This window comes from Arthrobacter sp. NPDC097144 (assembly GCF_044762205.1).
Taxonomy (GTDB): domain Bacteria; phylum Actinomycetota; class Actinomycetes; order Actinomycetales; family Micrococcaceae; genus Arthrobacter_B.
On sequence record NZ_JBIWDW010000003.1, the window covers coordinates 13,534 to 38,199 of the forward strand.

25 protein-coding genes and 2 riboswitches are annotated in these 24,666 nt (G+C 66.0%); of the genes, 12 read left to right on the forward strand and 13 right to left on the reverse strand.

What is annotated here, in order from left to right; translation table 11 throughout:
• Nucleotides 1-44: 44 nt before the first annotated feature.
• Genes purS through purL form a run of 3 tightly spaced genes read left to right on the forward strand, consistent with a single transcriptional unit; the run spans nt 45 to nt 3,384 of the window.
• Nucleotides 45-299 (forward strand): phosphoribosylformylglycinamidine synthase subunit PurS, encoded by a 255-nt coding sequence (purS, locus tag ACIQXM_RS07005; protein ID WP_400929618.1) that lies wholly within the window; start codon nt 45-47, stop codon nt 297-299.
• Nucleotides 299-1,075: a phosphoribosylformylglycinamidine synthase subunit PurQ gene (gene purQ / locus ACIQXM_RS07010; RefSeq protein WP_400930903.1), complete on the forward strand. Its 777-nt coding sequence runs from the start codon at nt 299-301 to the stop codon at nt 1,073-1,075. Before purS ends, purQ begins: the two co-directional genes overlap by 1 nt.
• Nucleotides 1,075-3,384 carry a phosphoribosylformylglycinamidine synthase subunit PurL gene (gene purL, locus ACIQXM_RS07015; protein ID WP_400929621.1) on the forward strand — a complete coding sequence of 770 codons (2,310 nt, stop codon included), beginning with the start codon at nt 1,075-1,077 and terminating at the stop codon, nt 3,382-3,384. The genes purQ and purL overlap by 1 nt, the downstream gene beginning before the upstream one ends.
• Before the next feature lie 99 nt (nt 3,385-3,483).
• Here purL and ACIQXM_RS07020 read toward each other — a convergent pair whose 3' ends face one another.
• Nucleotides 3,484-4,446 carry a hypothetical protein gene (locus ACIQXM_RS07020; protein ID WP_400929624.1) on the reverse strand — a complete coding sequence of 321 codons (963 nt, stop codon included), beginning with the start codon at nt 4,444-4,446 and terminating at the stop codon, nt 3,484-3,486.
• A 174-nt stretch (nt 4,447-4,620) separates the two neighbouring features.
• Between ACIQXM_RS07020 and ACIQXM_RS07025 the strand changes: the two genes are divergently transcribed.
• Entirely contained in the window at nt 4,621-5,154 is a 534-nt protein-coding gene (locus tag ACIQXM_RS07025; RefSeq protein WP_400929627.1) for a GNAT family N-acetyltransferase, read from the forward strand.
• Here ACIQXM_RS07025 and ACIQXM_RS07030 read toward each other — a convergent pair.
• The gene (locus ACIQXM_RS07030) at nt 5,130-5,699 is read right to left on the reverse strand and encodes a DUF1990 family protein (protein ID WP_400929630.1); all 570 of its coding nucleotides are present in this window, start codon (nt 5,697-5,699) and stop codon (nt 5,130-5,132) included. The two genes, ACIQXM_RS07025 and ACIQXM_RS07030, sit on opposite strands and share 25 nt — an antisense overlap.
• Nucleotides 5,696-6,082 carry an MmcQ/YjbR family DNA-binding protein gene (locus tag ACIQXM_RS07035; protein ID WP_400929633.1) on the reverse strand — a complete coding sequence of 129 codons (387 nt, stop codon included), beginning with the start codon at nt 6,080-6,082 and terminating at the stop codon, nt 5,696-5,698. The genes ACIQXM_RS07030 and ACIQXM_RS07035 overlap by 4 nt, the downstream gene beginning before the upstream one ends.
• A 115-nt stretch (nt 6,083-6,197) precedes the next feature.
• On the opposite strand from ACIQXM_RS07035, the gene ACIQXM_RS07040 reads away from it, so the two are divergent.
• Nucleotides 6,198-7,025 (forward strand): DUF1206 domain-containing protein, encoded by an 828-nt coding sequence (locus ACIQXM_RS07040; RefSeq protein WP_400929636.1) that lies wholly within the window; start codon nt 6,198-6,200, stop codon nt 7,023-7,025.
• 57 nt (nt 7,026-7,082) lie between these two features.
• Here ACIQXM_RS07040 and ACIQXM_RS07045 read toward each other — a convergent pair whose 3' ends face one another.
• From ACIQXM_RS07045 to ACIQXM_RS07085, 9 genes are all read right to left on the reverse strand, one after another.
• A complete protein-coding gene (locus ACIQXM_RS07045) occupies nt 7,083-8,321 on the reverse strand; it encodes an acyl-CoA dehydrogenase family protein (RefSeq protein WP_400929639.1) in 1,239 nt (412 codons plus the stop codon).
• Nucleotides 8,318-9,196, reverse strand: a complete 879-nt coding sequence (locus ACIQXM_RS07050) for a MetQ/NlpA family ABC transporter substrate-binding protein (protein ID WP_400929642.1) — start codon at nt 9,194-9,196, stop codon at nt 8,318-8,320. The genes ACIQXM_RS07045 and ACIQXM_RS07050 overlap by 4 nt, the downstream gene beginning before the upstream one ends.
• Before the next feature lie 2 nt (nt 9,197-9,198).
• The gene (locus ACIQXM_RS07055; RefSeq protein ID WP_400929646.1) at nt 9,199-10,698 is read right to left on the reverse strand and encodes an LLM class flavin-dependent oxidoreductase; all 1,500 of its coding nucleotides are present in this window, start codon (nt 10,696-10,698) and stop codon (nt 9,199-9,201) included.
• A gap of 19 nt (nt 10,699-10,717) precedes the next feature.
• Nucleotides 10,718-11,569, reverse strand: a complete 852-nt coding sequence (locus tag ACIQXM_RS07060; protein WP_400929649.1) for a MetQ/NlpA family ABC transporter substrate-binding protein — start codon at nt 11,567-11,569, stop codon at nt 10,718-10,720.
• A gap of 109 nt (nt 11,570-11,678) precedes the next feature.
• Entirely contained in the window at nt 11,679-12,344 is a 666-nt protein-coding gene (locus ACIQXM_RS07065) for a methionine ABC transporter permease (protein ID WP_400929652.1), read from the reverse strand.
• Nucleotides 12,337-13,131 carry a methionine ABC transporter ATP-binding protein gene (locus tag ACIQXM_RS07070; protein ID WP_400929655.1) on the reverse strand — a complete coding sequence of 265 codons (795 nt, stop codon included), beginning with the start codon at nt 13,129-13,131 and terminating at the stop codon, nt 12,337-12,339. The genes ACIQXM_RS07065 and ACIQXM_RS07070 overlap by 8 nt, the downstream gene beginning before the upstream one ends.
• Before the next feature lie 103 nt (nt 13,132-13,234).
• A riboswitch (SAM riboswitch) is annotated at nt 13,235-13,333 on the reverse strand.
• Nucleotides 13,334-13,509: 176 nt separating this feature from the next.
• Nucleotides 13,510-13,926: a CoA-binding protein gene (locus ACIQXM_RS07075; protein ID WP_400929658.1), complete on the reverse strand. Its 417-nt coding sequence runs from the start codon at nt 13,924-13,926 to the stop codon at nt 13,510-13,512.
• A 57-nt stretch (nt 13,927-13,983) separates the two neighbouring features.
• Nucleotides 13,984-14,601: an alpha/beta fold hydrolase gene (locus ACIQXM_RS07080; RefSeq protein ID WP_400929661.1), complete on the reverse strand. Its 618-nt coding sequence runs from the start codon at nt 14,599-14,601 to the stop codon at nt 13,984-13,986.
• A 198-nt stretch (nt 14,602-14,799) separates the two neighbouring features.
• Nucleotides 14,800-16,311: an LLM class flavin-dependent oxidoreductase gene (locus ACIQXM_RS07085; protein WP_400929664.1), complete on the reverse strand. Its 1,512-nt coding sequence runs from the start codon at nt 16,309-16,311 to the stop codon at nt 14,800-14,802.
• Nucleotides 16,267-16,381, reverse strand: a riboswitch (SAM riboswitch). Its footprint overlaps the gene before it by 45 nt.
• Before the next feature lie 141 nt (nt 16,382-16,522).
• Here ACIQXM_RS07085 and ACIQXM_RS07090 point away from each other — a divergent pair.
• From ACIQXM_RS07090 to acs, 5 genes are all read left to right on the forward strand, one after another.
• A complete protein-coding gene (locus tag ACIQXM_RS07090) occupies nt 16,523-17,347 on the forward strand; it encodes a hypothetical protein (RefSeq protein WP_400929667.1) in 825 nt (274 codons plus the stop codon).
• Between the two features lie 232 nt (nt 17,348-17,579).
• Nucleotides 17,580-18,404, forward strand: coding sequence for an ABC transporter ATP-binding protein (locus ACIQXM_RS07095; RefSeq protein WP_400929669.1), 825 nt, complete (start codon nt 17,580-17,582; stop codon nt 18,402-18,404).
• Nucleotides 18,405-18,534: 130 nt separating this feature from the next.
• Nucleotides 18,535-19,602, forward strand: coding sequence for an aliphatic sulfonate ABC transporter substrate-binding protein (locus ACIQXM_RS07100; RefSeq protein WP_400929672.1), 1,068 nt, complete (start codon nt 18,535-18,537; stop codon nt 19,600-19,602).
• Complete coding sequence (locus ACIQXM_RS07105; RefSeq protein ID WP_400929675.1) at nt 19,602-20,477, forward strand: ABC transporter permease; 876 nt, start codon at nt 19,602-19,604, stop codon at nt 20,475-20,477. Before ACIQXM_RS07100 ends, ACIQXM_RS07105 begins: the two co-directional genes overlap by 1 nt.
• Nucleotides 20,468-22,444 (forward strand): acetate--CoA ligase, encoded by a 1,977-nt coding sequence (gene acs, locus ACIQXM_RS07110; RefSeq protein ID WP_400929678.1) that lies wholly within the window; start codon nt 20,468-20,470, stop codon nt 22,442-22,444. The genes ACIQXM_RS07105 and acs overlap by 10 nt, the downstream gene beginning before the upstream one ends.
• Here acs and ACIQXM_RS07115 read toward each other — a convergent pair.
• Nucleotides 22,438-22,707, reverse strand: coding sequence for a hypothetical protein (locus ACIQXM_RS07115; protein ID WP_400929680.1), 270 nt, complete (start codon nt 22,705-22,707; stop codon nt 22,438-22,440). The two genes, acs and ACIQXM_RS07115, sit on opposite strands and share 7 nt — an antisense overlap.
• A gap of 77 nt (nt 22,708-22,784) precedes the next feature.
• Here ACIQXM_RS07115 and ACIQXM_RS07120 point away from each other — a divergent pair, with 77 nt between their 5' ends.
• Nucleotides 22,785-24,113 carry an O-acetylhomoserine aminocarboxypropyltransferase/cysteine synthase family protein gene (locus ACIQXM_RS07120; protein ID WP_400929683.1) on the forward strand — a complete coding sequence of 443 codons (1,329 nt, stop codon included), beginning with the start codon at nt 22,785-22,787 and terminating at the stop codon, nt 24,111-24,113.
• Nucleotides 24,103-24,609 (forward strand): CoA-binding protein, encoded by a 507-nt coding sequence (locus tag ACIQXM_RS07125; RefSeq protein WP_400929686.1) that lies wholly within the window; start codon nt 24,103-24,105, stop codon nt 24,607-24,609. Before ACIQXM_RS07120 ends, ACIQXM_RS07125 begins: the two co-directional genes overlap by 11 nt.
• Nucleotides 24,610-24,666: the final 57 nt, after the last annotated feature.

Sequence of the window (24,666 nt, forward strand, 5' to 3'; positions counted from 1 at the left end):
GGCAGGGTCCGCGGCCACCCATTTCTCTTACAGGAGTTGCCCGGATGCCCCGGATCGTTGTTGACGTCATGCCCAAACCTGAAATTCTCGATCCGCAGGGAAAGGCCATCGCCGGCGCCCTTCCGCGGCTGGGCCTCACCGGGTTCACCGGTGTCCGCCAGGGCAAGCGCTTTGAGCTGACCGTGGACGGAGACGTCACGGAAGAGGTCCTGGAACAGGCCCGCACGGCAGCCGCCACACTGCTGTCCAACCCGGTCATCGAGGACGTCACCCGCGTTGAAGTAATCTCGGAGGCCTGATTTTGAGCACTCCCCTGATCGGCGATTTCTCCGTTGCGCCAGACAACGAACAGCTGCGGGCCGTCCGGATCGGCATCATCACCTTTCCCGGCACCCTGGATGACCGCGACGCCGCCCGTGCAGTCACGCTGGCCGGCGGCACCGCCGTCGGCCTCTGGCACAACGAGGCCAACCTGCAGTCCGTGGACGCCGTCATCATTCCCGGCGGTTTCTCCTACGGCGACTACCTGCGCGCGGGCGCCATTGCCCGCTTTGCCCCGCTGATGGACAAGGTCGTGGATGCATCCAGGGGCGGCATGCCCGTGCTGGGCATCTGCAACGGCTTCCAGATCCTCACCGAAGCGCACCTGCTGCCCGGCTCCATGATCAAGAACAACCATCTGAAGTTCTCCTGCGCGGACCAGCTGCTGCGCGTGGAAAACAACACCACGGCCTGGACCGGCGCCTATGCCAAGGACTCCGGCATGGTCATTCCGCTGAAGAACCAGGACGGCCAGTACGTCGCCGACGAGAAGACGCTGGACGAGCTGGAGGGTGAAGGCCGCGTGGTGTTCCGCTACGACGGCGTCAACCCCAACGGCTCGCGCCGCAACATTGCCGGCATCACCAACGCCGCAGGCAACGTCGTCGGGCTCATGCCGCACCCCGAGCACGCTGTGGAAGCAGGCTTCGGCCCGGATTCCTCCGCCTACGGCGAGGTTGGGCTGGGCTACGGCACCGACGGCCTGGGCATCTTCACATCAGTACTCACTTCGCTCGTTGCCGGAGGCAAATAATGACAGTGTCCGCAGACTCCACCGCCGGGACGAAGAAATTCCGCATCGACACGGTTGAGCACGCCGCCGCCACTCCGGAAACCGACCTCCCCTGGGCCGAACTGGGCCTGAAGGAAGACGAGTTTAACCGCGTGGTGGAGATTCTGGGCCGCCGGCCCACCGCCGCTGAACTGGCCATGTACTCGGTCATGTGGTCCGAGCACTGCTCCTACAAGTCCTCCAAGGTGCACCTCTCGCAGTTCGGCGAAAAGGTCACCGAGAAAATGAAGGAACACCTGCTGGTGGGCATCGGCGAAAACGCCGGCGTGGTGGACATCGGCGACGGCTGGGCCGTGACCTTCAAGGTGGAATCCCACAACCACCCCTCCTTCGTGGAGCCCTACCAGGGCGCAGCGACCGGCGTCGGCGGCATTGTCCGCGACATCATCTCCATGGGTGCCCGCCCCGTTGCCGTGATGGATCCGCTGCGCTTCGGCGCCATTGACCACCCGGACACCGCCCGGCTGGTGCACGGCATCGTCTCCGGCATCGGCGGCTACGGCAACTCCCTGGGCCTGCCGAACATTGGCGGGGAACTGGTCTTTGACTCCGTCTACCAGGGCAACCCGCTGGTCAACGCCCTGGCCGTGGGCGTCATGCGCCACGAAGACATCCGCCTGGCCAACGCCTCCGGCACCGGCAACAAGGTGGTCCTCTTCGGTGCGCGCACCGGCGGCGACGGCATTGGCGGCGCCTCGGTGCTGGCCTCGGAATCCTTCGACGCGGACAAGCCGTCCAAGCGCCCCGCCGTCCAGGTGGGCGATCCGTTCGCCGAAAAGGTCCTCATCGAGTGCTGCCTGGAACTGTTCAAGTCCTCCGTGGTGGAGGGCATCCAGGACCTGGGTGCGGCCGGCATCTCCTGCGCGACGTCGGAGCTCGCCTCCAACGGCGACGGCGGCATGCACGTGGAACTGACCAAGGTGCTGCTGCGCGATCCCACCCTGACCCCGGGCGAAATCCTGATGTCAGAGTCCCAGGAACGCATGATGGCCGTGGTGACGCCGGAGAACGTTGAGGCGTTCGAAGCCATTATGGACAAGTGGAACGTGGAGTACTCCTGGCTTGGCGAGGTCACCGGCAGCGGCCGGCTGATCATCGACTGGGACGGCGAGACCATTGTGGACGTGGACCCGAAGACCGTGGCGCACGAAGGCCCCGTCTACCACCGTCCGTTCCACCGCCCCGAATGGCAGGACAAGGTGCAGGCGGATACGTTCGCCGAGACCCGCCCGTTCGGCAGCGAAGCCATCAAGTCCTCCATCCTGGAGCTCATGGCGTCCCCGAACATGTGTGACAAGTCCTGGGTCACCAACCAGTTTGACCGCTATGTGCAGGGCAACACCGCGCTGGCCATGCCCGACGACGCCGGCGTCATCCGCGTGGATGAAACCACCGGCCTGGGCGTGGCGGTCTCCACCGATGCAAACGGCCGCTACGCCTACCTCAACCCGTACGAGGGCGCGAAGCTGGCCCTGGCCGAGTCCTACCGCAACGTCTCCACCTCCGGAGCCATCCCCCTGGCCGTCACCGACTGCCTGAACTTCGGCTCCCCCGAGGACCCCGAGGTCATGTGGCAGTTTGCCGAGGCCGTACGCGGCCTGGCTGACGGCTGCAAGGAACTGGGCATCCCGGTCACCGGCGGCAACGTGTCGCTCTACAACCAGACCGGCGGCGTTGCCATCCATCCCACTCCCGTGGTGGGCGTGCTGGGCGTGTTCGACGACGTTGCCCGGCGCACGCCGTCGGGCTGGCGTGAGGACGGACAGGCGATCTACCTGATGGGTGTCACGAAGGACGAGCTGGACGGCTCCGAATTCGCCAACCTGAAGGGCCACCTGGGCGGACAGCCGCCCGTGGTGGACCTGCAGCGCGAGAAGCTGCTGGGCGAGCTGCTGGTCAACGCCTCGCGCGACGGCATGATCGACGCAGCCCATGACCTCTCCGAGGGCGGACTGGCTGCTGCACTGTCCGAGATGGCGCTGCGCTTTGGCGTGGGTGCACGCATCGGGCTGGACGAGGTCTGCGAGCGCGACGGAGTGGACCTGTTCACGATGCTGTTCTCCGAATCCCAGTCCCGTGCCCTGGTGTCCGTGGCCCGCAGCGAGGAGGTCCGCTTCAAGGACATGTGCTCCGCCCGCGGTTACGCGCACATGCGCATTGGCGTAGTGGACACCGAGATTGAGGCGCTGGATTTCCAGGGCCAGTTCTCCCTGCCGCTCGCCGAGCTGAAGGAAGCCTACGAGGGGACCCTGCCGAAGCACTTCGGCTAAGCCTTCCTTCTTCCCCTTCCCTCCTTCCCTCCCATCGATATACCAGTAGGTGTACGTCTCAGGCCCGAGACGTACACCTACTGTCATCTCGCGGAGGGTTTACGGGGCAGCAGGGCCTGCCCGCCATCCGGCAGCGACCAGTGCCGCCCGAACTTTGTTGACCGCGTCCCGGGCATCCCCGCGCATGTGCTGGCGAGAAATACGGACCTCGTACCAGCCCAGGGCACGGATACGTTCCTCCCGGAGAATGTCCCGCTCAACCTGATCGGTTTGGCTGTGGCCTGCCCCTTCATATTCCACTGCCACTTTGTACAGCGGATAGGTGAGGTCCGGCTGGTGGTGGGCACCGCCGTCGTCGTCGTGAATCGGCTCATTCACCAGCGGCTCCGGCAGGCCCGCTTCAATCAATGCCAGGCGAAGGCGGGTTTCCGGCGGAGAGTCCGCTCCGATCCTGCTCAATTCCAGCGCCGCCCGGGCCTTACGGATTCCCCGCTTGCCGCCGTGCCGGCTGATCACCGCCAGCAGTGACGCCTGGGTGGCATACGGCGTCGTCCTGTCTTCGTACTCGGGCCGGGGCATCCGGATCAGAAAATCAGCAATCACCGTCAGATCGGTGATGCTTAGCCGGTGCGCCAGATCCAGCCACGTCTTTTCCCTGGAGGTGAGCGTAAGCCCCTCCACCACGCAGACCTCCCCCGCAAACAAGCGGCCGGTGTGGCCGCAGACTCCCTTTCGCCGCTGGGGCGCCATCCCGGCCGGTCGCAGGATGTGCAGCAGCCCGCCGTCGTCCGGAGGCGGCAGCGGAAATCCCCATACTTCGGCGGCCGTGCGGTGGGAGGCCACCGAATACAGGGTCACCCGGGTATACGCGCGGTAGCGGCGGTGCGGCGGAAGCCAGTGCTGCTCCGCAAGGTCCATGGCATCGACGCATTTGATGGACCGGCTTAGCTGAACAATCCGGCGGTGCCGCAGACGGCCGCGGCTGACACCGTACGCGTCGGCTTCCTCAACGGTAAACGGCTCGGCTCGCAGGGAATCAGGCAACGGCTCAGGAATTCGCATGCGGCAAGAATGACCCTTTTGTGCTGCCGCCGCCGAGGATATCCACAGCCCCGCCGAGATGGCAGTAGGTGTCCTTCCCAGCGCTGGGAAGGACACCTACTGCCAGTTCGCGGGGGAAGGAGGATCACCTCACCCGATATCAGGAAATGTCAGCTAGGGGTGCACAATTATGCTGTGACTGTTACCCCTGAACGTTCGGCCCCGTCAACCGGAATCATTACCGAACGGCTGCAGCTGGACCCCATTTCCGCCCCCGAGGTGGACGCCCTCATCATCCAGACCCGGCTGCCGGACTGGGCCGCAGACTTTCCGCAGCCCACCGACCACGACGCCGCCCGCCAGTTTTTTGAACAGGGCCTGACCAGGGTCGCTGACCCGTTGACCACACGCTTCATTCGCGAACGCGACACAGCCGAGGTTGTGGGCACCATCGGTTTCCTCATCCTCCCCGAAGAGGGTGACGTAGAGGTCAGCTACAGTGTGGTTCCTTCCCGGCGCGGCCGCGGCTATGCCACGGAAGCGCTGATCGCCCTGGCCCGGCAGGCGCTGGAACAGCCCGCTGTGTCACGGGTTATTGCCCATACTGAGGAAGAAAACACCGCATCCCAGGCGCTCCTGCTCACCGCCGGATTCCTCCCCGTTGAGGTGCCCGGCCTGGGACTGGGCTTCGTCCTGAGACGTGCTCAGCTGCCGGACGCGAGCCGGTAGGCTGCGGCCAGGTACCGCCGGGTGATGAAGGCCTGCACGCCCCGGTTGGCGAAATCCCCGGCCGCGATCACCCGGTTCGCCGGGCGGCTGTACGCGGCAACCCGGAAGATCAGCTTTCCGTCCCGGTCCAACTCCGCATAAAAGCCTTCCTCGCCCTGTTCCGGGTGGCCCTTCAGCGTGCCGTAGCCAAAGCCGGCGCGCTGACCCGGCACGGGAACGCCGTCGTCCCCGACTGCAGGTTCCTCGGCCCACAGGACACGGCACGGGGCGTAATAGCGCAGCGGACCCACGCCTACCCCCGAGGCCATTTCCACCCCCGGGGCTGCACGCGGCGTACTCGCCGCCACCCGCAGCCCGGCTTTGCGGTGCAGATCCCAGTCCAGGATGCCCTTGGCCAGCCGCAGGAAACCGGCGGCGGGATCCGTCACATCGAGCTGTTCGCGGCGCAGCACCAGCCGGTAGCCATCCGGCCAGTGATCGGTGAGCGGCTGCGGATACGGCCGGCGGGTGCAGCCGGCATCCGGATAGCTCAGTTCCCGGCTCATCCGCCTGCCAGGCCTTTCCACGCCAGAGATTCGCGGTCGCGGGCCGGAAGCGAGGCCACCACCAGATCGTAGGAGTCCTCCACCAGATCGCGCACCAGGGAATCATCCATGCCTTCGTCCAGCAGGACCGAATTCCAGTGCTTCTTGTTCATGTGCCACGCGCCGTTGATCTGCGGGTGCGCAGCCCGCAGCTGCTCGGCCAGAGCCGGTTCGCATTTCAGGCTGATGAGTACCGGGGACACGGAGGGGGAATACATCGCGAACATCTTGGCCCTGCCGCCTGCGGCCCGAACCTTGAACACAGCGGTATCAGGTCCAAACGGATAGTCCTCAAAAGCGCCCGGGAACCGCAGGCACACCTGTTTTACCTCTGCCGCATCCATCATCCGAGCCTAGTCCGCCGCCGCAGACCTGCGCCACAGATGACAGGATGGAATCCAGACCGGTATTTCATCCGGCGCACGCCCCGGGCTGTGCGCCCGCATTTGGAGGACAGTTTTGGTTCAGGCAGGTCACGGAGACAGACTCACTTCCGCCGCGGAAAAGGCAGCCGATTCGAAAGGTTTCGAGCGCGCCGCCCGCTTGGGCTACGTGGCCAGCGGGCTCCTGCACCTGCTGATCGGCGTCATTGCGCTGCGGATCGCGACCGGCGGCAGCGGGGATGCGGACTCCTCCGGCGCCCTGGCAGCCCTGGCCGGGCAGCCCGGCGGCTTGGTCCTGCTGTGGATCTGTTTCCTGGGCTGCCTCACGCTGGCGCTGTTCCAGCTTTCCCGCGTCTGGCTCGACGGGCGCGCCAGCGAAGGCCGCGAGGCGTGGAAGGTTCGCGCTTCGGCCGCAGGCCAGGCCGTCACCTACGCTGCCATTGGAGTGTCCTTCGGAACCTTCGCCATGGGCGGCGGCAAGGACAGCGGACAGAGTTCGGCCGGCTGGAGTGCCCGGCTGATGGAACAGCCGGCCGGCGCAGTGCTGCTGGGCTTGGTGGGACTCGGGATCGTCGTCGTCGGCGGCTACTTTGTCTACAACGGTGCAACCCAGGGCTTCCGCAAGAAGCTGAAGGCAGTGCGGGCGGGCACCTGGGCCCGCGCCGTCACTGTCACCGGCACGCTGGGCTATGTCGCCAAGGGCATTTCCCTGGTGATCCTGGGCATTCTCGTAACGGTTGCCGCCTTCACCTCCGATCCCGGGAAATCCACGGGGCTCGACGGCGCCCTCCACGCCCTGCGCGGGCAGCCTTTCGGCGGACTGGCGCTGGGAGCGGTGGGCGTAGGGCTGATGTGTTACGGGCTGTACACCGGCATCCTGCGCGCCCGGTTCGCCAAGTTGTAGGACCCGTGGCAGCCGGGAAACCGACAGGCGCAAACCGCCGGGCCCCGGCTGGCGCAGCTATGAAGCGCCCGCCCCCGGTGCATCCCCGATGCTCCCAAGTCCCTGCGGCACCGTGCCGTTGATCTCCCAGTCCCCCACCCCGCGTGCCTTGAAAACCGCGGGGTTGTGAGTGGCCACCGTTCGGGCATTTCGCCAGTGCCGGTCCAGGGCCTTGTCCCTTGACACCGCTGACGCGCCCGTGACGTCAAACAGGCCCTGTGCCACATCCAGGACCAGCTCCGGAACAATGATCTGTGCCCGGTCCACTGCCAGCTCGCCGCGCAGATAGGCCTGCCCCGGGTCAAGGTTCAGGGCCGGGTCGGAGGCGGCGTCAAGTTCCGCGGCGGCGGCCAGCACGGTTGCCTCCGCCGCTGCGGCTTTGGCCGAGAGCCGCCCCACCAGCTGCTGGATCAGGGGATCATGCCGGAAGAGGGTTCCACTTCCGGTGTTGAAGGTGCGTTTGCGGCCGCGGACCAGGGCAGCAGCGTCCCGGACGGCCGCCCGCCCGATGCCGGCAAGAACGGCAAGGAGCACCAGCTGGAAGAACGCCGCCTCCAGCGTGCTCTCCGCAGCACCGCGTGGAATGACGTCCCGGGCGGGCACCTGAACATCCGTGAAACAGGTGGTGCCGGTGCCGGTGTGCTGCTGGCCGAAGCCGTCCCAGTCGTCCAAGATCCGCACTCCCTTGCTGGTCACCGGCACCACGGCATACTGCCGGCCGGAAACGCCGTCGGTAGTGGCCATGACGGCAATCCAGTCAGCAAAGATGCTGCCCGTCGTGTAGTACTTTTCGCCGTTCAGCACCCATCCCTGCGGGCCCGGGCGCAGTTTGGTGTTGGTGGTGCCCAAGGCATTGCCGGAACGTTCGGTGGCAGCATTTCCGAAGATCTTCCCGGCCGCGACCCGCGGATACCAGTGCTCGCGGAATCCGGCGTCTTCGCGGCCGATGGTTTCCACGAATGCGAAATGGGAACGCAGCAGATGCGCCACATTCGAATCCGCTTCGGCCAGCTCCACCAGCAGCCGGAAGAACTCCGCATGGCTGGCGCCGCTGCCGCCGGCTTCAGCCGGCAGCCGGACGGCACCAAAACCGGACTCCTTGAGCCAGCGCACCTGCTCAAAAGGCAGCGTCCGGGTCAGTTCACGGTCCAGGGATCCTTCGGCTATCCGTGCAAACACGGGCCGGAACCGGGCCGCGAGCAGCTGGTACCGGGACTCCGCGCCAACTTCCGTCCCGGCGGGAATTCCGGCGCTCATGCCTGCCACCACTTCGACAGCTCATCAAGCGGGTCAGCGTCCCATGGAGTGGGCAGCACGCCGCCCATATAGTCCGCAAACCATCCGCGGACTTCTTCCGACTGGTACGCCTCCTGCAGCACTCGGGCTTTTTCGGTGGCCGCGAAAACCGCGGTGCCGGCAACCACACAGCGGAACGGCAGCTGGTCCGCTTCCGCTTCAAAGGCCAGCGCCCCGTCAACCTTCAGGCCAATTTCTGCTGCCAGCCGGACGAACAGAAACCCGGCGTCAACGTCCGGCAGGGTTTTCGACAGTGATTGCTGGTCCACCTCCACGAACTCCAGGTTCCGCGGATTCGCAGTGATGGATTCCTGCGAGACCTTGATGACACCCACACCGTCCTGCAGTTCCAGCAGCCCCGCGTCCCGCAGCAGAACCAGCGCGCGGCCGTTGTTTGCCGGGTCCACCGGCAGGGCGATCCGCGCGCCGTCGGGCAGTTCCTGAAGGGATTTCCAACGTTCGGACCAGATGCCGCCCGGTGACCCGTAGACGTAGAACAACGGTTCCAGCTGCAGGTTCTTGTCCGCGTTGAACTGCTGGAGATAGGCACCGTGCTGGAAATAGTTGGCGTCAAACTCACCGTTGGAGACGGCCAGGTTGGGCTGGATGATGTCGGTAACGTAGGTGGCGTCCAGCGTCCAGCCCTGTTCTTTCAGGAGCCGCTGGGCAATTTTGGTTGGCTCCTGGTACGGGGCGGACTCCGTGACGACAATCCGGATCCGCCGGTCATCGGCGGCAGAGGAGGCTGAAGAGCTGAAGCCGCAGCCGGTGGCAGCCGCCAGCGCGGCGGCGCTGCTGCCGGCCAGGGCCAGGCGGAGGAAATGTCTGCGCTGCACAATCAGTCCTTTCGGGCCGCGGCGGCTGCGGCGGCCGGGATTCGTTGGGGTTCTCCGAGCAAGCCGGACGAGGCGGCAGGTTGAACGGCCCGGCCGGGAGCGCCGAACGCCCCGCGGCAGCGGGCCGCCGGATGACGGTCATTCAGCAGCTGACCGGGGTATTCCGCACTGCGGCCAAAGACCTTTTCCCGGAAGGTGCCCCGGGCGTATTCGGTTTGCGCCAGTCCGCGGCTGCGCAGTTCGGGCAGCACCCCGTCAATGAAATCGGTGTAGGAGCCGGGCAGCACGGCGTTGATGATGTTGATGCCGTCCACGCCGGCGTCCTGCCAGCGTTCCAGTGCATCGGCGATCTGTTCAGGGGTTCCCACCACCTGCTGCGCCTCTGTGCGGTACCGGGCAACGTCCGCCAGGGTGGGGTTGCGACCCGGGGTGGAGGCGATGATGGCGTCCAGCACGCCCCGCCCGCCCTCGGTTTCAATGCTTCCCACCGGGGTATCCAGCGGCAGTCCGCCAAAGTCCACGCCAAGCCCGCCGCCGATGTGGGCGACGACGGCGTCCAGATCCAGGTATTCGTCCAGCTCAGCCCTCTTCCGGCGGGCTTCCGCCTCGGTTCCGCCCACGACGAAGGACAACCCGGTGAAAACCTTGATGTCCCCGGGCAGCCGGCCGGCGGCGGCGGCATGCCGGCGCACCCCGGCCGCCACCTTTCCCGCGTGCTCGGGACCCGGAGCGAAAATAAACGTTGCTTCGGCGTTGGCTGCAGCGAACTGCTGGCCGCGCCCGGAACTGCCCGCCTGGAACAGGAAGGGAGTGCGCTGTGGTGACGGCGCGCTCAGATGCGGGCCCTCAATCGAATACCGCTCTCCCCGGTGATGGATCTTGTGCACCTTCTGCGGATCCGCATAAACGCCCGATGCCTTGTCCCGAAGCAGGGCGCCCTCATCCCAGGAACCCTCCCAGAGCTTGAAGACGGCTTCCACGTACTCATCCGCCCAGTCGTAGCGGCGGTCGTGGGCGGTCAGCCCGTCCGAACCAAAGTTGCGGTGCGCATTCTCCAGCACCGACGTCACGATATTCCAGCCGGCACGGCCGTTGCTGAGGTGGTCCAGCGTGGACATCTGGCGTGCAAACTGGAAGGGATGGGACTGGATTACCGACGACGTCGCAGCCAGGCCAATTTCGCTCGTCGCCCCGGCGAGGGCAGCCAGCAGCAGCACCGGATCGTTGGCCGGCACCTGCAGGCCCCGGCGCACATGGGACGCCCACCCGCCGCCGTGGTCTCCGTACAGGCCTGCGACGTCGGCGAAAAAGAGGGCGTCAAATTTGGCCTCTTCCAGCTGCCGCGCCAGCCCGGTCCAGAGGGAAAGTTCGTTGAAGCGGTGCTGTTCGGCATCGGGGTGGCGCCACTGTCCACCCCGGATGTGGCTGGCGGTGTTCATCAGGAACGCGTTGAGCAGCAGCCGCGGACGGCCCTGCGGATAGCGGGAACTGGGGGTGCTCATGGTGTCCTCTCGCTCAGGCTCAGCTGAGCTGTTCGAAGGCGGGCAACGGATCCTCGTCCCAGGGAAGCTGGAAGAACCCGTCCTGGTATCCGGCAAAGAACTCCCGGACCTCGGGGCTTTGGACTGCGGCGCGCAGTTCCCGGGCGCCCTCGCTTGCGGCAAATTCCCGGGTGCCGGCAAAGACCGAGCGGTAAGGGACCTCGTCCGCCTCCTGTTCCTCGGCCACCACCGTGGCCTCCTTGTCGATGCCGGCGTCGATCGCGGTGGACTGGAACATGAAACCGGCGTCCACGTCCGCCAGGGTCTGGCTCAGCGACAGCTGGTCCACCTCCACGAACACCAGGTTCCGCGGGTTTGCGGTGATGTCCTGCTGCGAGGCGTTGACTACAGTGACGCCGTCGGTCAGTTCCAGGAGGCCGTGGGCGCGGAGCATGAACAGGGCGCGGCCGTTGTTGGCGGGATCCACCGGGATGCTGATGGTCGCGCCGTCGGGCAGGTCGGCCAGCGCCGCGTGCCGGCGGGAGTACAGCACTGCCGGCGAGTTGCGGATATAGAACAGGGGCACCAGATCCAAGCCCTTGTCCCGGTTGAACTGCGCCAGGTAAGCCATGTGCTGGAAGCAGTTGGCATCCGCCTCACCGTTGGCCACCGCAATGTTGGGCTGGTTGATGTCATTGACAAAGGTTGGCTGCAGCTTCCAGCCCTTTTCGGAAAGCAGCCGGCCGGCGATGCCCACCGGTTCCTCGTAAACCTTGACCTGCGAGGAAATGAGACGGATGGTCCGTTCGTCGGTGCCGGCACTGGCGGAACGGGACCCGCAGCCGCCCAGGATTGGCGCGGCAGCCCCGGCAGCCGCGAGGTAGGCAAGCAAGGTCCTGCGGCTGAGTGCGGGCGGAGCTGAACTGTTTTTGGGTGAGATGGAGTGCAAAGTGTCCTCGTCGAAAGTTGGAGTGCGGGCGCTGGAAGGGATCAGCGGCGGGTCAGACGCGCTTGTCGGCGCGGCGGGAGATCCAGGAACCGCTCAGCTGCACGGCCTGCACCAGCAGGACCATGAGCACAATGGCGGTGACCATCAGCCCGGTTTCGTAGCGGTAGTAGCCGTAGCGGATCGCAAAGTCGCCGATCCCGCCGCCGCCAACCAGCCCGGCCATGGCCGAGTAGGAGATGAAGCTGACGGTCATGATGGTGACCGAACTGATCAGGCCCGGGCGGGCCTCCACGAGCAGCACGTCGCGGACGATCTGCAGCCGGCCGGCTCCCATTGAACGCGCCGCTTCCACCACGCCGCCTCCCAGCGAGGTGATGTTCTGTTCAACGAAGCGGGCAAAGTAGGGCACCGCATTGATGGTCAGCGGCACGATGACGGCCGCCGTGCCGATGGTGGTTCCCACCAGGAGCCGAGTGAACGGGATGATGGCGATCAGCAGGATAAGGAATGGGAAGGAGCGCACCAGGTTCACCAGCGTGTCCAGGATCCGGTGCAGCTTGGGCCGGGGTGACAGTCCTTGGGGTCCGACGGCGTACAGCAGCACCCCCAGCGGGGTACCCAGCAGCACCGCCAGCGGAATGGCAATGATCAACATGGTGCCGGTCTCACCCAGCGCGGCCAGCAGTTCGGGCCAAACCTCAAGGACGCGGTCAAACATGGAGGGCCCCCTTGCGGTGGGCTTCGGGCCGCTCAAGCCGGATCTCGTCCGACACCAGATAACGTCCAATCGACGTGGCGGGGCTGAACCCGGGACGCTTCAGCTCACTCAGGTCGAACTGCTCCACCACCCGGCCCGCTTCCATGACGGCAACGTTCTCAGCGATGGCCTTAATAACGTTCATTTCATGGGTGACCACCACAATGGTGATGCCAAAGCGGGCGTTGACATCCGCCAGGTACTGCAGCACCGAGGCCGTGGTCCGGGGGTCGACGGCGGAGGTGGGTTCGTCGCAGAGCAGCACCTTGGGCTTGGTGGCAAGGGCGCGGGCGATGGCGACGCGCTGCTTCTGCCCGCCGGAAAGCTTGGCCGGATACGTTCCGGCCTTCTCCTGCAGGTCAACAATTTCCAGTGCTTCCAGCGCCCTTTTGCGACGCTGGGCCGAGTTGCCGATACCCGCGAACTTCAGCGACAGTTCCACGTTCTGGGCTGCAGTGAGATTGCTGAGCAGGTTGAAGTGCTGGAAGATCATGCCGATGCCGTGGCGGCGTTTGCGCAGCTCCAGGGGCGTAAGGCCCACAAGGTCTACTCCGTCCACCAACACCCGGCCGGATGCTGGCCGCTCCAGCAGGTTGATGTTGCGCAGGAGGGTTGATTTGCCGGCACCGGAGAACCCGATGATGCCCTGGATGCTTCCGCGGCCAATGTTCAGTGAGACGTTGTCGACGGCAGTCAGTTGCTGCCCGCCGGTGTCAAAAACGGTTGAGACGTTCTCAATCCGGATCATGTGTTCCTCCTGGGTCCAAGCCCGAGAAGAGGTGCCGCCGCAGGCCGGACCGCCGGCGGGTGCGCCGGAGCGCACTGCAGGGGACCGGGCGAAAGCGGGTGCTTCTCCATCGGTCCTGGCGGTAGCACCCTTGCTCCGCAGGATCGCGGAAGGGTTGCTGCGGCGTCACGGAGCCAGGTCTCTCAGCCGCTCTGGATGGTTACAGGTTCCATGGTCGCCGGGGCAGTGCAGATGCGCAATCAAATGTCCTGATGCGGCGAAGCATTGCGAATCATGACCTGTCCCGCGTCATCCGGGAGTTCCACAGCGAATGCGGGCATCCCGCAGGATGGCAGGTAAAAGACCAGAGGGAAGAAAGAGCGCGCGGGCGCCAGCGGGCTAAAGGCCGAAGTGCGGTGCTTCAATGACCGGGCAGGTGTTCATGACGACATCCAGCCCGGCGTCGGCCGCCCGCTGCGCCGCGGCCTCGTCAATGACGCCCAGCTGCAGCCACACGGCTTTGGCCCCCACCTCGATGGCCTGGTCAACAATTGCGCCCACGCGGGATGAGTTCACGAAACAGTCCACGACGTCGATGCGGCCCGGAACCTCGTGGAGGCTTCGGTAGCCCTTGTTGCCGTGCACGTCGTCGCCCTTGAGACTCACCGGAATGATTTCCATGCCCAAATGGTCCTGGATATAGCGGGACACACCGACGGCGGTGCGCAGGGGGTTGTTGGACAGGCCCACCACGGCCCAGCGGCCCTTGTTCTTCAGCAGGGATTCGATAACTGCGGGGTCATTGACGTGCGGCATCTGCTGTCCTTCGGTGGAGTCCTGGAATCGGGGCTCCAGCTTACCCGGCCGGCCTGATCAGCCCAGGAAAGATTCGATGGCCTCGGCCAGGGCAGCGTCCGGCACCCGGGAGACGTCACCCTCCACCAGCTGGAACTCTCCCTCGTCCAGGGCAGCCGCTGCCCGGCGGGCGAGGTCTTGGGTCTCATCCCCGCTGGTGCTTCCGGCAAGGACCAGCACGGGGACCTGGACGCCGCCGAGTCCTTCCAGCTCCGTCTGCAGCACCAGCAGCTCGTCCTCGCCTTCATCCAGGGCCAGGGCCGGTTCCAGCGCCACAACGCGGGTGATGACGGCGGATTCCTCGGCGGCCCGCAGCGCGAGGAACGCCCCCGACGCAAAGCCGTAGAGGTCTGCTGTGCCGCCGGCCACCTGCACCACGGCCAGCAGGTCATCGACGTCGGACTCGGCGGTGTACTCCTCGCCGAGTCCGCTCTCGCCCAGCCCGCGGCGGTCATACGTGTACACCGTGTGGTTCCCGGACAACAGATTCGCCAGTGCACGGGTGCCGGAACTGTTCCGGTCCGAGGTCAGCGGATCCACGATCACCAGCGGCGGGCCGTCGCCCTGCCGGGACCAGGCGATCTGGGTGCCGTCGGCGGAAAGGGCCATTCCGGAGGCACTGGGGGAAAGTTCCATGACAGACTCCTGCTCGCGGGAGGGGCACTGCGGACCCTTCAAACGTAAGGAGACGCTCCGGCCCCGGTCAATGCCCCCGCCCGGAACCCGGCCCCGGAAGCGGCCCCCGGGTGTCCGACCCCGGGGGTGTCCCCCGGCTGCCCGGCCCGCAGCTTACCGGCTGGCGGCTTACCGGTCGGCGGCTTACCGGCTGGCGGCTTACCGTTCCGCGGCCGCCGGCTGCCGGCGGAAGGAGGCGCCGCGGTGTTCGGCAGGCAGCTTGTCTCCGGCTCCGAACAACTTGTGGCGCAGCGTACCCGGCGTGTATCCGGTCCGGTATGCGCCGCGTTTCTGCAGTTCGGGCACCACGAATTCCACGATGTCCTCGAAGGTTCCCGGCGTGATGGCATAGGCCAGATTGAAGCCGTCGACGTCGGTCTCCTCCTGCCAGCGGATCAGTTCTTCCGCGATTTCGGCTCCGGAGCCAACCATCCGCGGACCAAGGCCGCCGATCCCGGCGGATTCGGCGATGTCGCGCACCGTCCAGGGTTCGCCGTCGTCCTTGGCCTTCTGGAAGTTCGCCGCCGCGGACTGGATGGCGTTGGACTGCACGTTGCCCAGCGGTTCGTCCAGGTTGTAGGTGGACAGGTCCACCCCCATCCAGCCGGACATCAGGGCCAGGGCACCCTCGTCACTGGCATACCGCTGGTATTCCTCATGCTTCGCGGCGGCCTCCGCGGAAGTGGCCGCAGTGATCACGGTGAGGAGCGTATAGATGCGGATGGAGTGCCGGTCCCGGCCGGCTGCTTCAGCGGCGTCCCGGATACGGCTGACGGTTGCCTTCAGCTTTTCCACTGTCGGAGCGCCCACAAAAACGGCCTCAGCGTTGCCGGCGGCAAAGGCGATCCCGCGGGGCGAGGCGCCGGCCTGGTAGATCACCGGGGTGCGCTGCGGGGACGGTTCGCTGATGTGGATGCCGGGCACCTTGAAGTACTTGCCCTCGTGGTTGATGTCGTGGACCTTCGCCGGGTCAGTGAAGATGCCACGTTCCCTGTCGCGGACGACGGCGTCGTCCTCCCAGGAGCCTTCCAGCAGTTTGTAGATCACCTCGAGGTATTCGTCCGCGTGGTTGTAGCGCTCGTCATGTTCCAGCTGGTCTTCGGCGCCCAGGTTCCGGGCGGCGGAGGGAAGATAGCCGGTCACCACATTCCAACCGACCCGCCCGTTGGTGATGTGGTCCAGGGTGGAGAGGCGGCGGGCGAAGGGGTAGGGATGCTCATAGGCGGTGCCAGCGGTGACTCCGAAGCCAAGGTGCTCGGTCACCAGGGCCATGGCGGAAACCAGCAGGAGCGGGTCGTTCACCGGAACCTGGGTGCCCTGCCGGAGGGTGGCCTCGTTGGAGTTCCCGTACACGTCATAGGTGCCCAGCACATCGGCGATGAAGATGCCGTCGAACAGCCCGCGCTCGCAGGTTTGGGCGAGGTTGGCCCAGTACCGGATGTCCGTGTAGTTCGCGGACTGGTCCTGCGGATGACGCCACAGGCCGGGGGACTGGTGGCCCACGCAGTTCATGTCAAAGGCGTTGAACCGGATCTGGCGGCGGCTGTTCGAGCCCGGCGCGGACTGATCTGACGGGGAGGACTGGTGAGGCACGGGAAACCCTTCGACGGGACGCACCGCTGGGGAGCGCCGTACTTGCCGTTCGCGGACGCGACACGGCCGGATCCTCATCTGGGGCACCCCGCTACGGAAAGAGGGTTGCCGCCCAACCAGCCAGAGCTTCACGTTGGGACTCATGATCCTGCGTCACCAGTATCTGCATGACGGGACCTGCAAGGGAAGTAGATGACACTCTGTTAACCCGCGACCGGCACGCCTTGCCGTTGTCCACAGCCGAGAAACCACTCTTACCGCCGCCGTCGGTCAACGCTAGAGTCAGCGCATGAAGAAGCACTCCGGCTGGCTGGTGCCATTGGTTGCAATGGCAGCCGTCTGTTTTTTTGTCCCCCTGATACTGAATTCAATTGCTCTCTCCGGGCTGGGCGTTATCCCGAAGGGTCTGATCCTGCTCGGCCTCATCGGAGCAGCGATATTCTTGACCATTTATTTGCTGATTAAAGTGACTGAAAATGGATACCGGGCCTTCCGCGCCCACCGCCGCTCCGGCGGACACCTTAATAAATCCGAACGGGTAGAGGCGGACCTCCGGCGAAGCTATGAGATCTCCTGGGCTGCGGCACGGGTGCTGACCACGGAGCTTGGAAGGGGCCGGAAGCCTGCAGCGCTGGAAGTATGGGGAATTGTGTTGGACCCGGGAGAATCTATCCGGCTTTTGATAAACGCAGATTATGCGCGTTTTTATGGTCTCAACGGAAATTATGTCCATACCTCAGGTTTCTTTTGGGGAAGCCCAGCCTTTGTCCTGGCGGGTTCCGGGATAACCGCCCTCACCAACCGTTCCCGGCGACGGGCTGCTGAGGCTGCCTCACGGCAGCAATGGCGTGAGAACCAGCGAACACAAATGTTCCTGACAGACCACCGGATTATCTGCCAGGCGAACGGAAGATGGCTCAGTTTCCCGTATGCCCACGTATCGGCCTGCTACCCCGAGCCCGAGAACAACAGCATGGTCCTGGAATTCCATTCCGGTGAGCCGCTGCTGATCGGCGGGCCGGAAGCTCCCCTCGCCATCACATATCTGGTGTGGGCCCTCTACGGAGAACACGGGCTGGCGGCACACCCCGCCCTGCAAAGCCTGCGCTCCTGAACGCAGCGACGAAATATTACGGCCGGGACTTGCCGGTTTGGGCAATGGCGCGTTTAGTTGCTCTTGACCATCCCGAGCGGCTGAGAGACCTGGATCAGTGAAGCCGCAGCAACCCTGGTTGCCGTATTTCCTCCTTGAGAAACGGCAATAACGAGGACAGCACCGCAGGAGGCCCGTCAGGGCCCAAGGTGTTTTCCGTAGGGTGCTACTGCCAGGACCGATGGAGATTAACATGACCGCTCTGGCTTCACAGTCCCCTGCCGCCGCGCCGCCTTCAGGTGTGCCTGCCGGCTCCGCCCTTCCCGTCAGCTTTTCGGGACTGGGCAGAACTTTTGGTTCAGGCAGCGAAGCCCGCCAGGTGCTCCGCGACATCACCTTTGATGTTCACCCCGGCGAAGTCCTCGCCATCCTGGGCTCCAGCGGCTGCGGAAAGTCCACGCTCTTGCGGGCCGCGGCCGGTTTGGACGCACCCAGCAGCGGCGAGGTCCGGATCAACGGAACGCCGGTGCGCGGCATTGACGACCGCTGCGCCGTCGCGTTCCAGGAACCACGGCTGCTCCCCTGGCAGACTCTGCAGGCCAACATTGCCATGGGCCTGCCCAAGGGCATCAGCGCCGTGCAGGGCAAAGCCAAGGTGGCTGAACTGCTGGACCTGGTGGAACTGGCAGAATTCGCCAAGCACCGGCCGCGGGCAGTGTCCGGAGGCATGGCGCAGCGCGCCTCCCTCGCCCGCGCCCTGGCCAGGACGCCCGGGGTGCTCCTGCTCGATGAGCCGTTCGGCGCCCTCGATGCCCTGACCCGGCTCAAGATGCAGGACCTGCTGCTCTCGGTGCACAAGGCCACCCCCGCCACGGTGTTGCTGGTCACCCACGATGTGGATGAAGCCCTCCAGCTGGCGGACCGCATCATCGTCCTGGGCCGGCAGCCAGAGGAATCCGGTGCCACCATCACCCAGACCATCACCGTTCCGGGCAACCGGCCGCGGGACCGGGCCTCGGCGGAGCTGGCCCGAATGCGCGTCGAGCTGCTGGCCAGCCTCGGCGTCGACCGCCACTAACCCTGCCCCGGGCTTTCCTGCCACCGGCACCCTCCGCCCGGCATCCCCGCCGGACCCTCCCCTTGCTTTCCCCTATCTTTCCGTGCCTTCCTGCGCACCGGATCTTCACTTCCAGCCAGAAAGAAATGCCATGACCCACCGTTTCTCCGCACCGCCCGCTTCCCGCACTTCCGTCCGCGGCCCCGTCAAGGCGCTGGCCGCCGCGGCGGCCGCCGCTTCCCTGCTGCTGACCGGCTGCGTGGCCGGCGAAGATTCCGGCGCCGCAGCCAACGCGAACGGAGCCGCCGGCGGCACCCTGACGCTGGACTTCGCCACCTATAACCCGCTGAGCCTGATCATCAAGGACCAGGGCTGGCTGGAAACCGCGCTGGCCGAAGACGGCGTCACCGTGGAATGGGTGCAGTCCGCCGGGTCCAACAAGGCGAACGAAAACCTGCGTTCGGGGGCGGTCGACGTCGGTTCCACCGCCGGATCCGCCGCCCTGCTCAACAGGGCCAACGGCTCCCCCATCAAGGTCATAGATGTGTTTTCCCAGCCCGAGTGGTCCGCGCTGGTAGTGGGTGCCGATTCGGACATCGCCTCGGTCTCGGACCTCAAGGGCAAGTCAGTGGCCGCCACCAAGGGCACCGACCCCTACTTCTTCCTGGTCCAGGCCCTGGACGAGGCCGGGTTGAGCCTGAAAGACGTGACGGTGGAGCAGCTGCAGCACGCAGACGGCCGGACCGCCCTGGAAAACGGCTCCGTGGATGCCTGGGCCGGACTGGACCCGATCATGGCCGGTGCCGAGCAGAACGGCGCCCGCCTGATCTACCGCAACCTGGACTTCAACACCTACGGCCTTCTGGCCGCCAACGAATCCTTCCTGGAAGAAGACCCGGAACAGGCACAGGCCGTGGTCGATGCGTATGAGAAGGCCCGGGCCTGGGCCGCGGAGAATCCTGAGGAAACCGCCCGGATCCTCGCCGACGTTGCCGGGCTGGACCCGGCCGTGGCGCAGACCGTGGTACTGGAACGCAGCAATCTGGATGTGGACCCGGCACCCGGCGATGCACAGCGCAGCGTCCTGGCGAAAATCGGTTCCACCCTGGTGGAAACCGGTGACGTGGCAAGCCAGGACGCCGTGGACAAGGCACTGGACGGCCTGCTGGAGAACTCGTTTGTGCGCAATGCCGCCCCGGCTGCAACCAAGGACTCCTGATGACTCACATCGGCAACCCCTATCTCACCGGGGAGAGCGCGGCAGGGACGGCAGCCCGCGGCGCAACAGTCCACGTTCCCGGCCCCGGCCCGGCCGACGAGACAGCCCCCGGCGGCGTCCTGGTCCGCCGGTGGATCCGGCTGGCGCTGGGACTGGTGGTTCCGGCCCTGCTCCTGGCCGTATGGCAGATCAGCACGGCCGCCGGGGTGTTCAGCCCGGTCCAGCTGCCCTCCCCCGCCGCGGTATACACGGCCGCGGCAGACCTGGTCAGCCGCGGCCAGCTGGGCATCCACGTGGCCATCTCCACGCAGCGGGTGCTCATCGGGTTCGCGATCGGCGGGCTGCTGGGCCTGGCACTGGGCGCCCTGCTGGGCCTGTCCCGGCTGGCGGACACCCTGCTCGGCCCGGCGATCGGAGCCCTGCGTGCCGTTCCGTCCCTGGCGTGGGTGCCGCTGCTGATCCTCTGGCTGAAGATCGGTGAGGATTCCAAGATCACGCTGATCGCCATCGGCGCCTTCTTCCCGGTGTTCACCACCGTCTCCCTGGCCCTGCGCCACGTGGACCGGAACCTGGTGGAAGCGGCCCGGGCCTTCGGATTCAACGGAATGAAGCTGCTGACCACGGTCCAGCTGCCCGCCGTCGTGCCGGCTGTTTTCTCCGGGCTGCGCCTGGCACTGGCCCAGTCCTGGCTGTTCCTGGTGGCCGCGGAACTCATCGCCTCCTCCATGGGGCTGGGCTTCCTGCTGACCGACTCACAGAACAACGGGCGCACGGACCGGTTGCTGCTCTCCATCATCCTGCTGGCCCTGATCGGAAAAACCACCGACGCCCTGCTGGGCCTGGCCGAGAAAAAGGCGGTCACAAAATGGGCCTGAGCCCGGTAAGAGAACACACTGCCGCCGCGGATCCCCAGAGCGAGGAGGACCGCATCGCCTTCTGGGAAACCGCTGCCCGCCGGCTGCAGTGGGAACAACCCTGGCACACCGCCCACGCCTTCACGCCCCCGCAGCGCCTGAGCGGACCAGAGATTCCGGAGGACGAAGCCGAGTACAGCATTCCGGTCATCGAATGGTTCGCCGGCGGAACCCTGAACGTGGCCGTGAATTGCGTGGACCGGCATGTGGCCGCCGGCCGCGGATCCAAGGTGGCCCTGCATTTCGAGGGCGAGCCCGGAGACCGGCGCACGGTCACCTACGCGGACCTGCAGGAGGAAGTGTCCCGGGCCGCCAACGCCCTGCTGGCCCTGGGCATCGGCGCCGGTGACCGCGTGGTCATCTATCTGCCGGTCCTCGTGGAAACCATTGTCATCACGCTGGCCTGCGCGCGGATCGGCGCCGTCCATTCCCTGGTGTTCGGCGGATTCTCTGCGGAGGCGCTGAAGTTCCGGGTGGAGGACACCGGCGCCAAGCTGCTGGTCACCACCGACGGCCAGTTCCGCCGCGGCGCCTCCGTTCCGGTCAAGGACAACGCAGATATTGCAGTGTCCGGGGAAAACGCCATTGAACACGTCCTGGTGGTCCGACGCACCGGATCCGACATTTCCTGGACACAGGGCCGTGACCTCTGGTGGCACGAAACCGTGGACACCGCCTCCGCCGTCCATGAGCCGCAGGCCTTCGACGCCGAGACGCCGCTGTTCATCATGTACACCTCCGGAACCACCGGACAGCCCAAAGGCCTGGTGCACACCATGGGCGGCTACCTGACCCAGGCCTCCTGGAGCTACGAATTCCTCTTCGCCGCGCCGGACGAAACGGCGCGGGAGACGGATGTCCACTGGTGCACCGCGGACCTCGCCTGGGTCACCGCGCACACCTATGAGATCTACGGACCGCTGTCCAACGGCGTCACGCAGGTCCTTTTCGAGGGCACCCCGGACACTCCGCATCCGGGCCGGCACCTGGAAATCATCGACCGTTACCAGGTGACCAGCTACTACACTGCGCCCACCCTGGTCCGGTCCCTCATGGGCTGGTTCCCGGACGGCGTTCCGGGGCAGTACAGCCTCTCCTCCATCCGCCTGCTCGGCACGGTGGGGGAGGCCGTGAATCCCGAAGCGTGGCGCTGGCTGCGCGCCCAGCTGGGCCGCGGGGAGGTGCCCGTCATCGACACCTGGTGGCAGTCCGAAACCGGCGCCACCATCCTCTCGCCGCGCCCCACGGACACCGGTTTCAAGCCCGGCTGCGCTTCCCGTGCCCTGCCCGGCGTCAGCACCCGGATTGTGGACGACGCCGGCAACCCGGTGCCCCCGAATACCCAGGGCTTCATTGTGGTGGACAGGACCGGGCCGGCGATGGCCCGCACGGTCTGGGGCAACCCGCAGCGCTACCTGTCTTCCTACTGGCGGCAGTATGCGCGGCAGGGCTGGTTCCTGGCCGGCGACGGAGCCAAATACGACGACGACGGCGACATCTGGATCCTCGGGCGCACCGATGACGTGCTGAACGTATCGGGGCACCGGCTGTCCACGATCGAGATTGAATCAGCCCTGGTGGCTCATCCCTGGGTGACCGAAGCCGGCGTCTGCCCCGTCGCCGACCCGAAGACCGGACAGGCGATCGCGGCCTTCGTCGTGCTCACGGACGCAGCACCGGGAAACCAGGATGTGGTCGCCGCGGAACTCCGGTCCCACGTCGCCCGGCAGATCGGGCCGATCGCCAAGCCGGCCGCCGTCGTCGTCGTTCCGGATGTCCCCAAGACCCGCTCCGGCAAAATCATGCGGCGGCTGCTGACCCAGCTGTTTGAGGGAACCCGGCTGGGTGACACCACCAGCCTCCAGAACGAACCGTGCATCGCCGACGTTGCCCGCGCCTGCGAAGCGCGGCGCAGAGGAATTCAGTGAACGCGGGTCAGGGTCACCCGGTCCATGACCACCACTCCGCCCATCAGGCGGTGGATGCGCATGAATTCAGTGGGCGAGACCTCCAGTGTGGTCGTGTCCGCCTTCGCGGGCAGCAGATCCTCATGCATCCCGTCCAGGATTTCCAGGAACAGCCGGTTCGCCTCCACGTGCGGCAGCGGGTCGGTGGCAGAGATCTTATGGGTGGAAGCAGCCAACTTGTAGCCGGTTTCAATAACAACCACGTACTCGTCCATAAGGATCATTGTTCGTCCGCCGTCCCCAACTTGCAACGATCCCCCCGCCGCTTTGCTGCGGCCCACCAGGAAGGAGCACTCATTTCATGAGTGATCGCCAGTTTGGCTTCCGGACCCGTGCCCTGCACGCCGGCGGCACCCCCGACGCCACGCACGGTGCGCGTGCGGTACCGATTTACCAGAGCACGTCCTTTGTCTTCAAGGACACCGACGACGCCGCCAACCTGTTCTCGCTGCAGAAGTACGGGAACATCTATTCGCGGATCGGCAACCCCACGGTGGCAGCCTTCGAGGAGCGCATCGCTTCCCTGGAAGGCGGCATCGGTGCGGTGGCGACGGCGTCGGGTATGTCCGCTGAATTCGTCACCTTTGCGGCCCTGTGCGCGGCGGGAGACCACATCGTTGCCGCGGCGCAGCTTTACGGCGGCACCGTGACCCAGCTGGATGTGACGCTGCGCCGGTTCGGGATCGACACCACCTTCATAGCAGGCACGGATCCGGCGGACTATGCCGCGGCCATTCAGGAGAACACCAAGGCGGTCTACGCCGAAGTGGTGGCCAACCCCAGCGGCGAGGTGGCCGACATAGCCGGGCTGGCAAAGGTGGCGCACGACGCCGGTGTGCCGCTGATCCTGGACGCCACCCTGAGCACGCCGTACCTGGTGCGGCCCTTTGAGCACGGCGCGGATATTGTCATCCATTCCGCCACCAAGTTCCTCGGCGGCCACGGCACCACCCTGGGCGGCGTCGTCGTGGAGTCCGGAAAGTTCAACTGGGGCAACGGAAAGTTCCCCGCCATGACCGAGCCGGTGGCCAGCTACGGCAACATTTCCTGGTGGGGGAACTTCGGCGAGTACGGGTTCCTGACGAAGCTGCGCTCGGAGCAGCTTCGGGACATCGGCCCCTCGCTCAGCGCGCAGTCGGCATTCCAGCTGCTGCAGGGCGTGGAAACCCTGCCGCAGCGCCTTGACGAACATCTGCGCAACGCCTCAGCCGTGGCGCAGTGGCTGGAAGCGGATCCGCGCGTGTCCTGGGTGAGCTATGCAGGGCTGCCCTCCCACCCGCACTATGACCGTGCCCGGAAGTACCTGCCCAAAGGGCCGGGGTCCGTGTTCAGCTTTGGTGTGCGCGGGGGCCGGGAGGCCGGCAAGACGTTCATTGAGGCCCTGCAGCTGGCATCCCATCTGGCCAATGTGGGCGACTCGCGCACCCTGGTGATCCATCCGGGGTCCACCACGCACGGCCAGTTGTCCCCCGAGCAGCTCACCGCCGCCGGCGTGGCCGAGGACCTGGTGCGGATCTCGGTTGGACTGGAGGACCTGGAGGACATCCTCTGGGACCTGGACCAAGCGCTGGCCGCCGCGGCGGCACCCGATTCTGCCCACGAACTGAAGGAGCCCGTCCATGTCCGCTGAAACTGCCGCAGCACCGCGCACCTGGGAAGGTCCCGGCGCCCCGGAACGGCTGGCCCTGCTGAGCCGGGCCAAGACCATCGCCATCGTGGGTGCTTCGGACAAACCGTCGCGGGCGTCCTACTTCGTGGCGACCTATCTGCTGTCGTCCTCGCCGTACACGGTCTATTTCGTGAACCCGGCGGCAAAGGAAATCCTGGGACGCCCCGTTTACGCGTCTCTGGCTGATCTGCCCGAGGCTCCGGACATCGTGGACGTCTTCCGCCGCCATGACGACCTGCCGTCCGTGCTGCAGGAGAGCATCGAAGCGGGCGCCAAAACGCTGTGGCTGCAGCTGGGTTCCTGGCATGAGGAGGTTGCCCGCAACGCTGAAGCTGCCGGCCTGGACGTGGTGATGGACCGGTGCGTGAAGATTGAGCATGCCCGGTTCCACGGCGGACTGAACCTGGCGGGGTTCAATACCGGGGTTATTTCGTCCAAGCGTCAGCGGACCGCGTAGGGCGGCCGGCTGCAGGGTGGGGTGCCGGTCCGGACATTAGGAAACGGCCGCAGACAT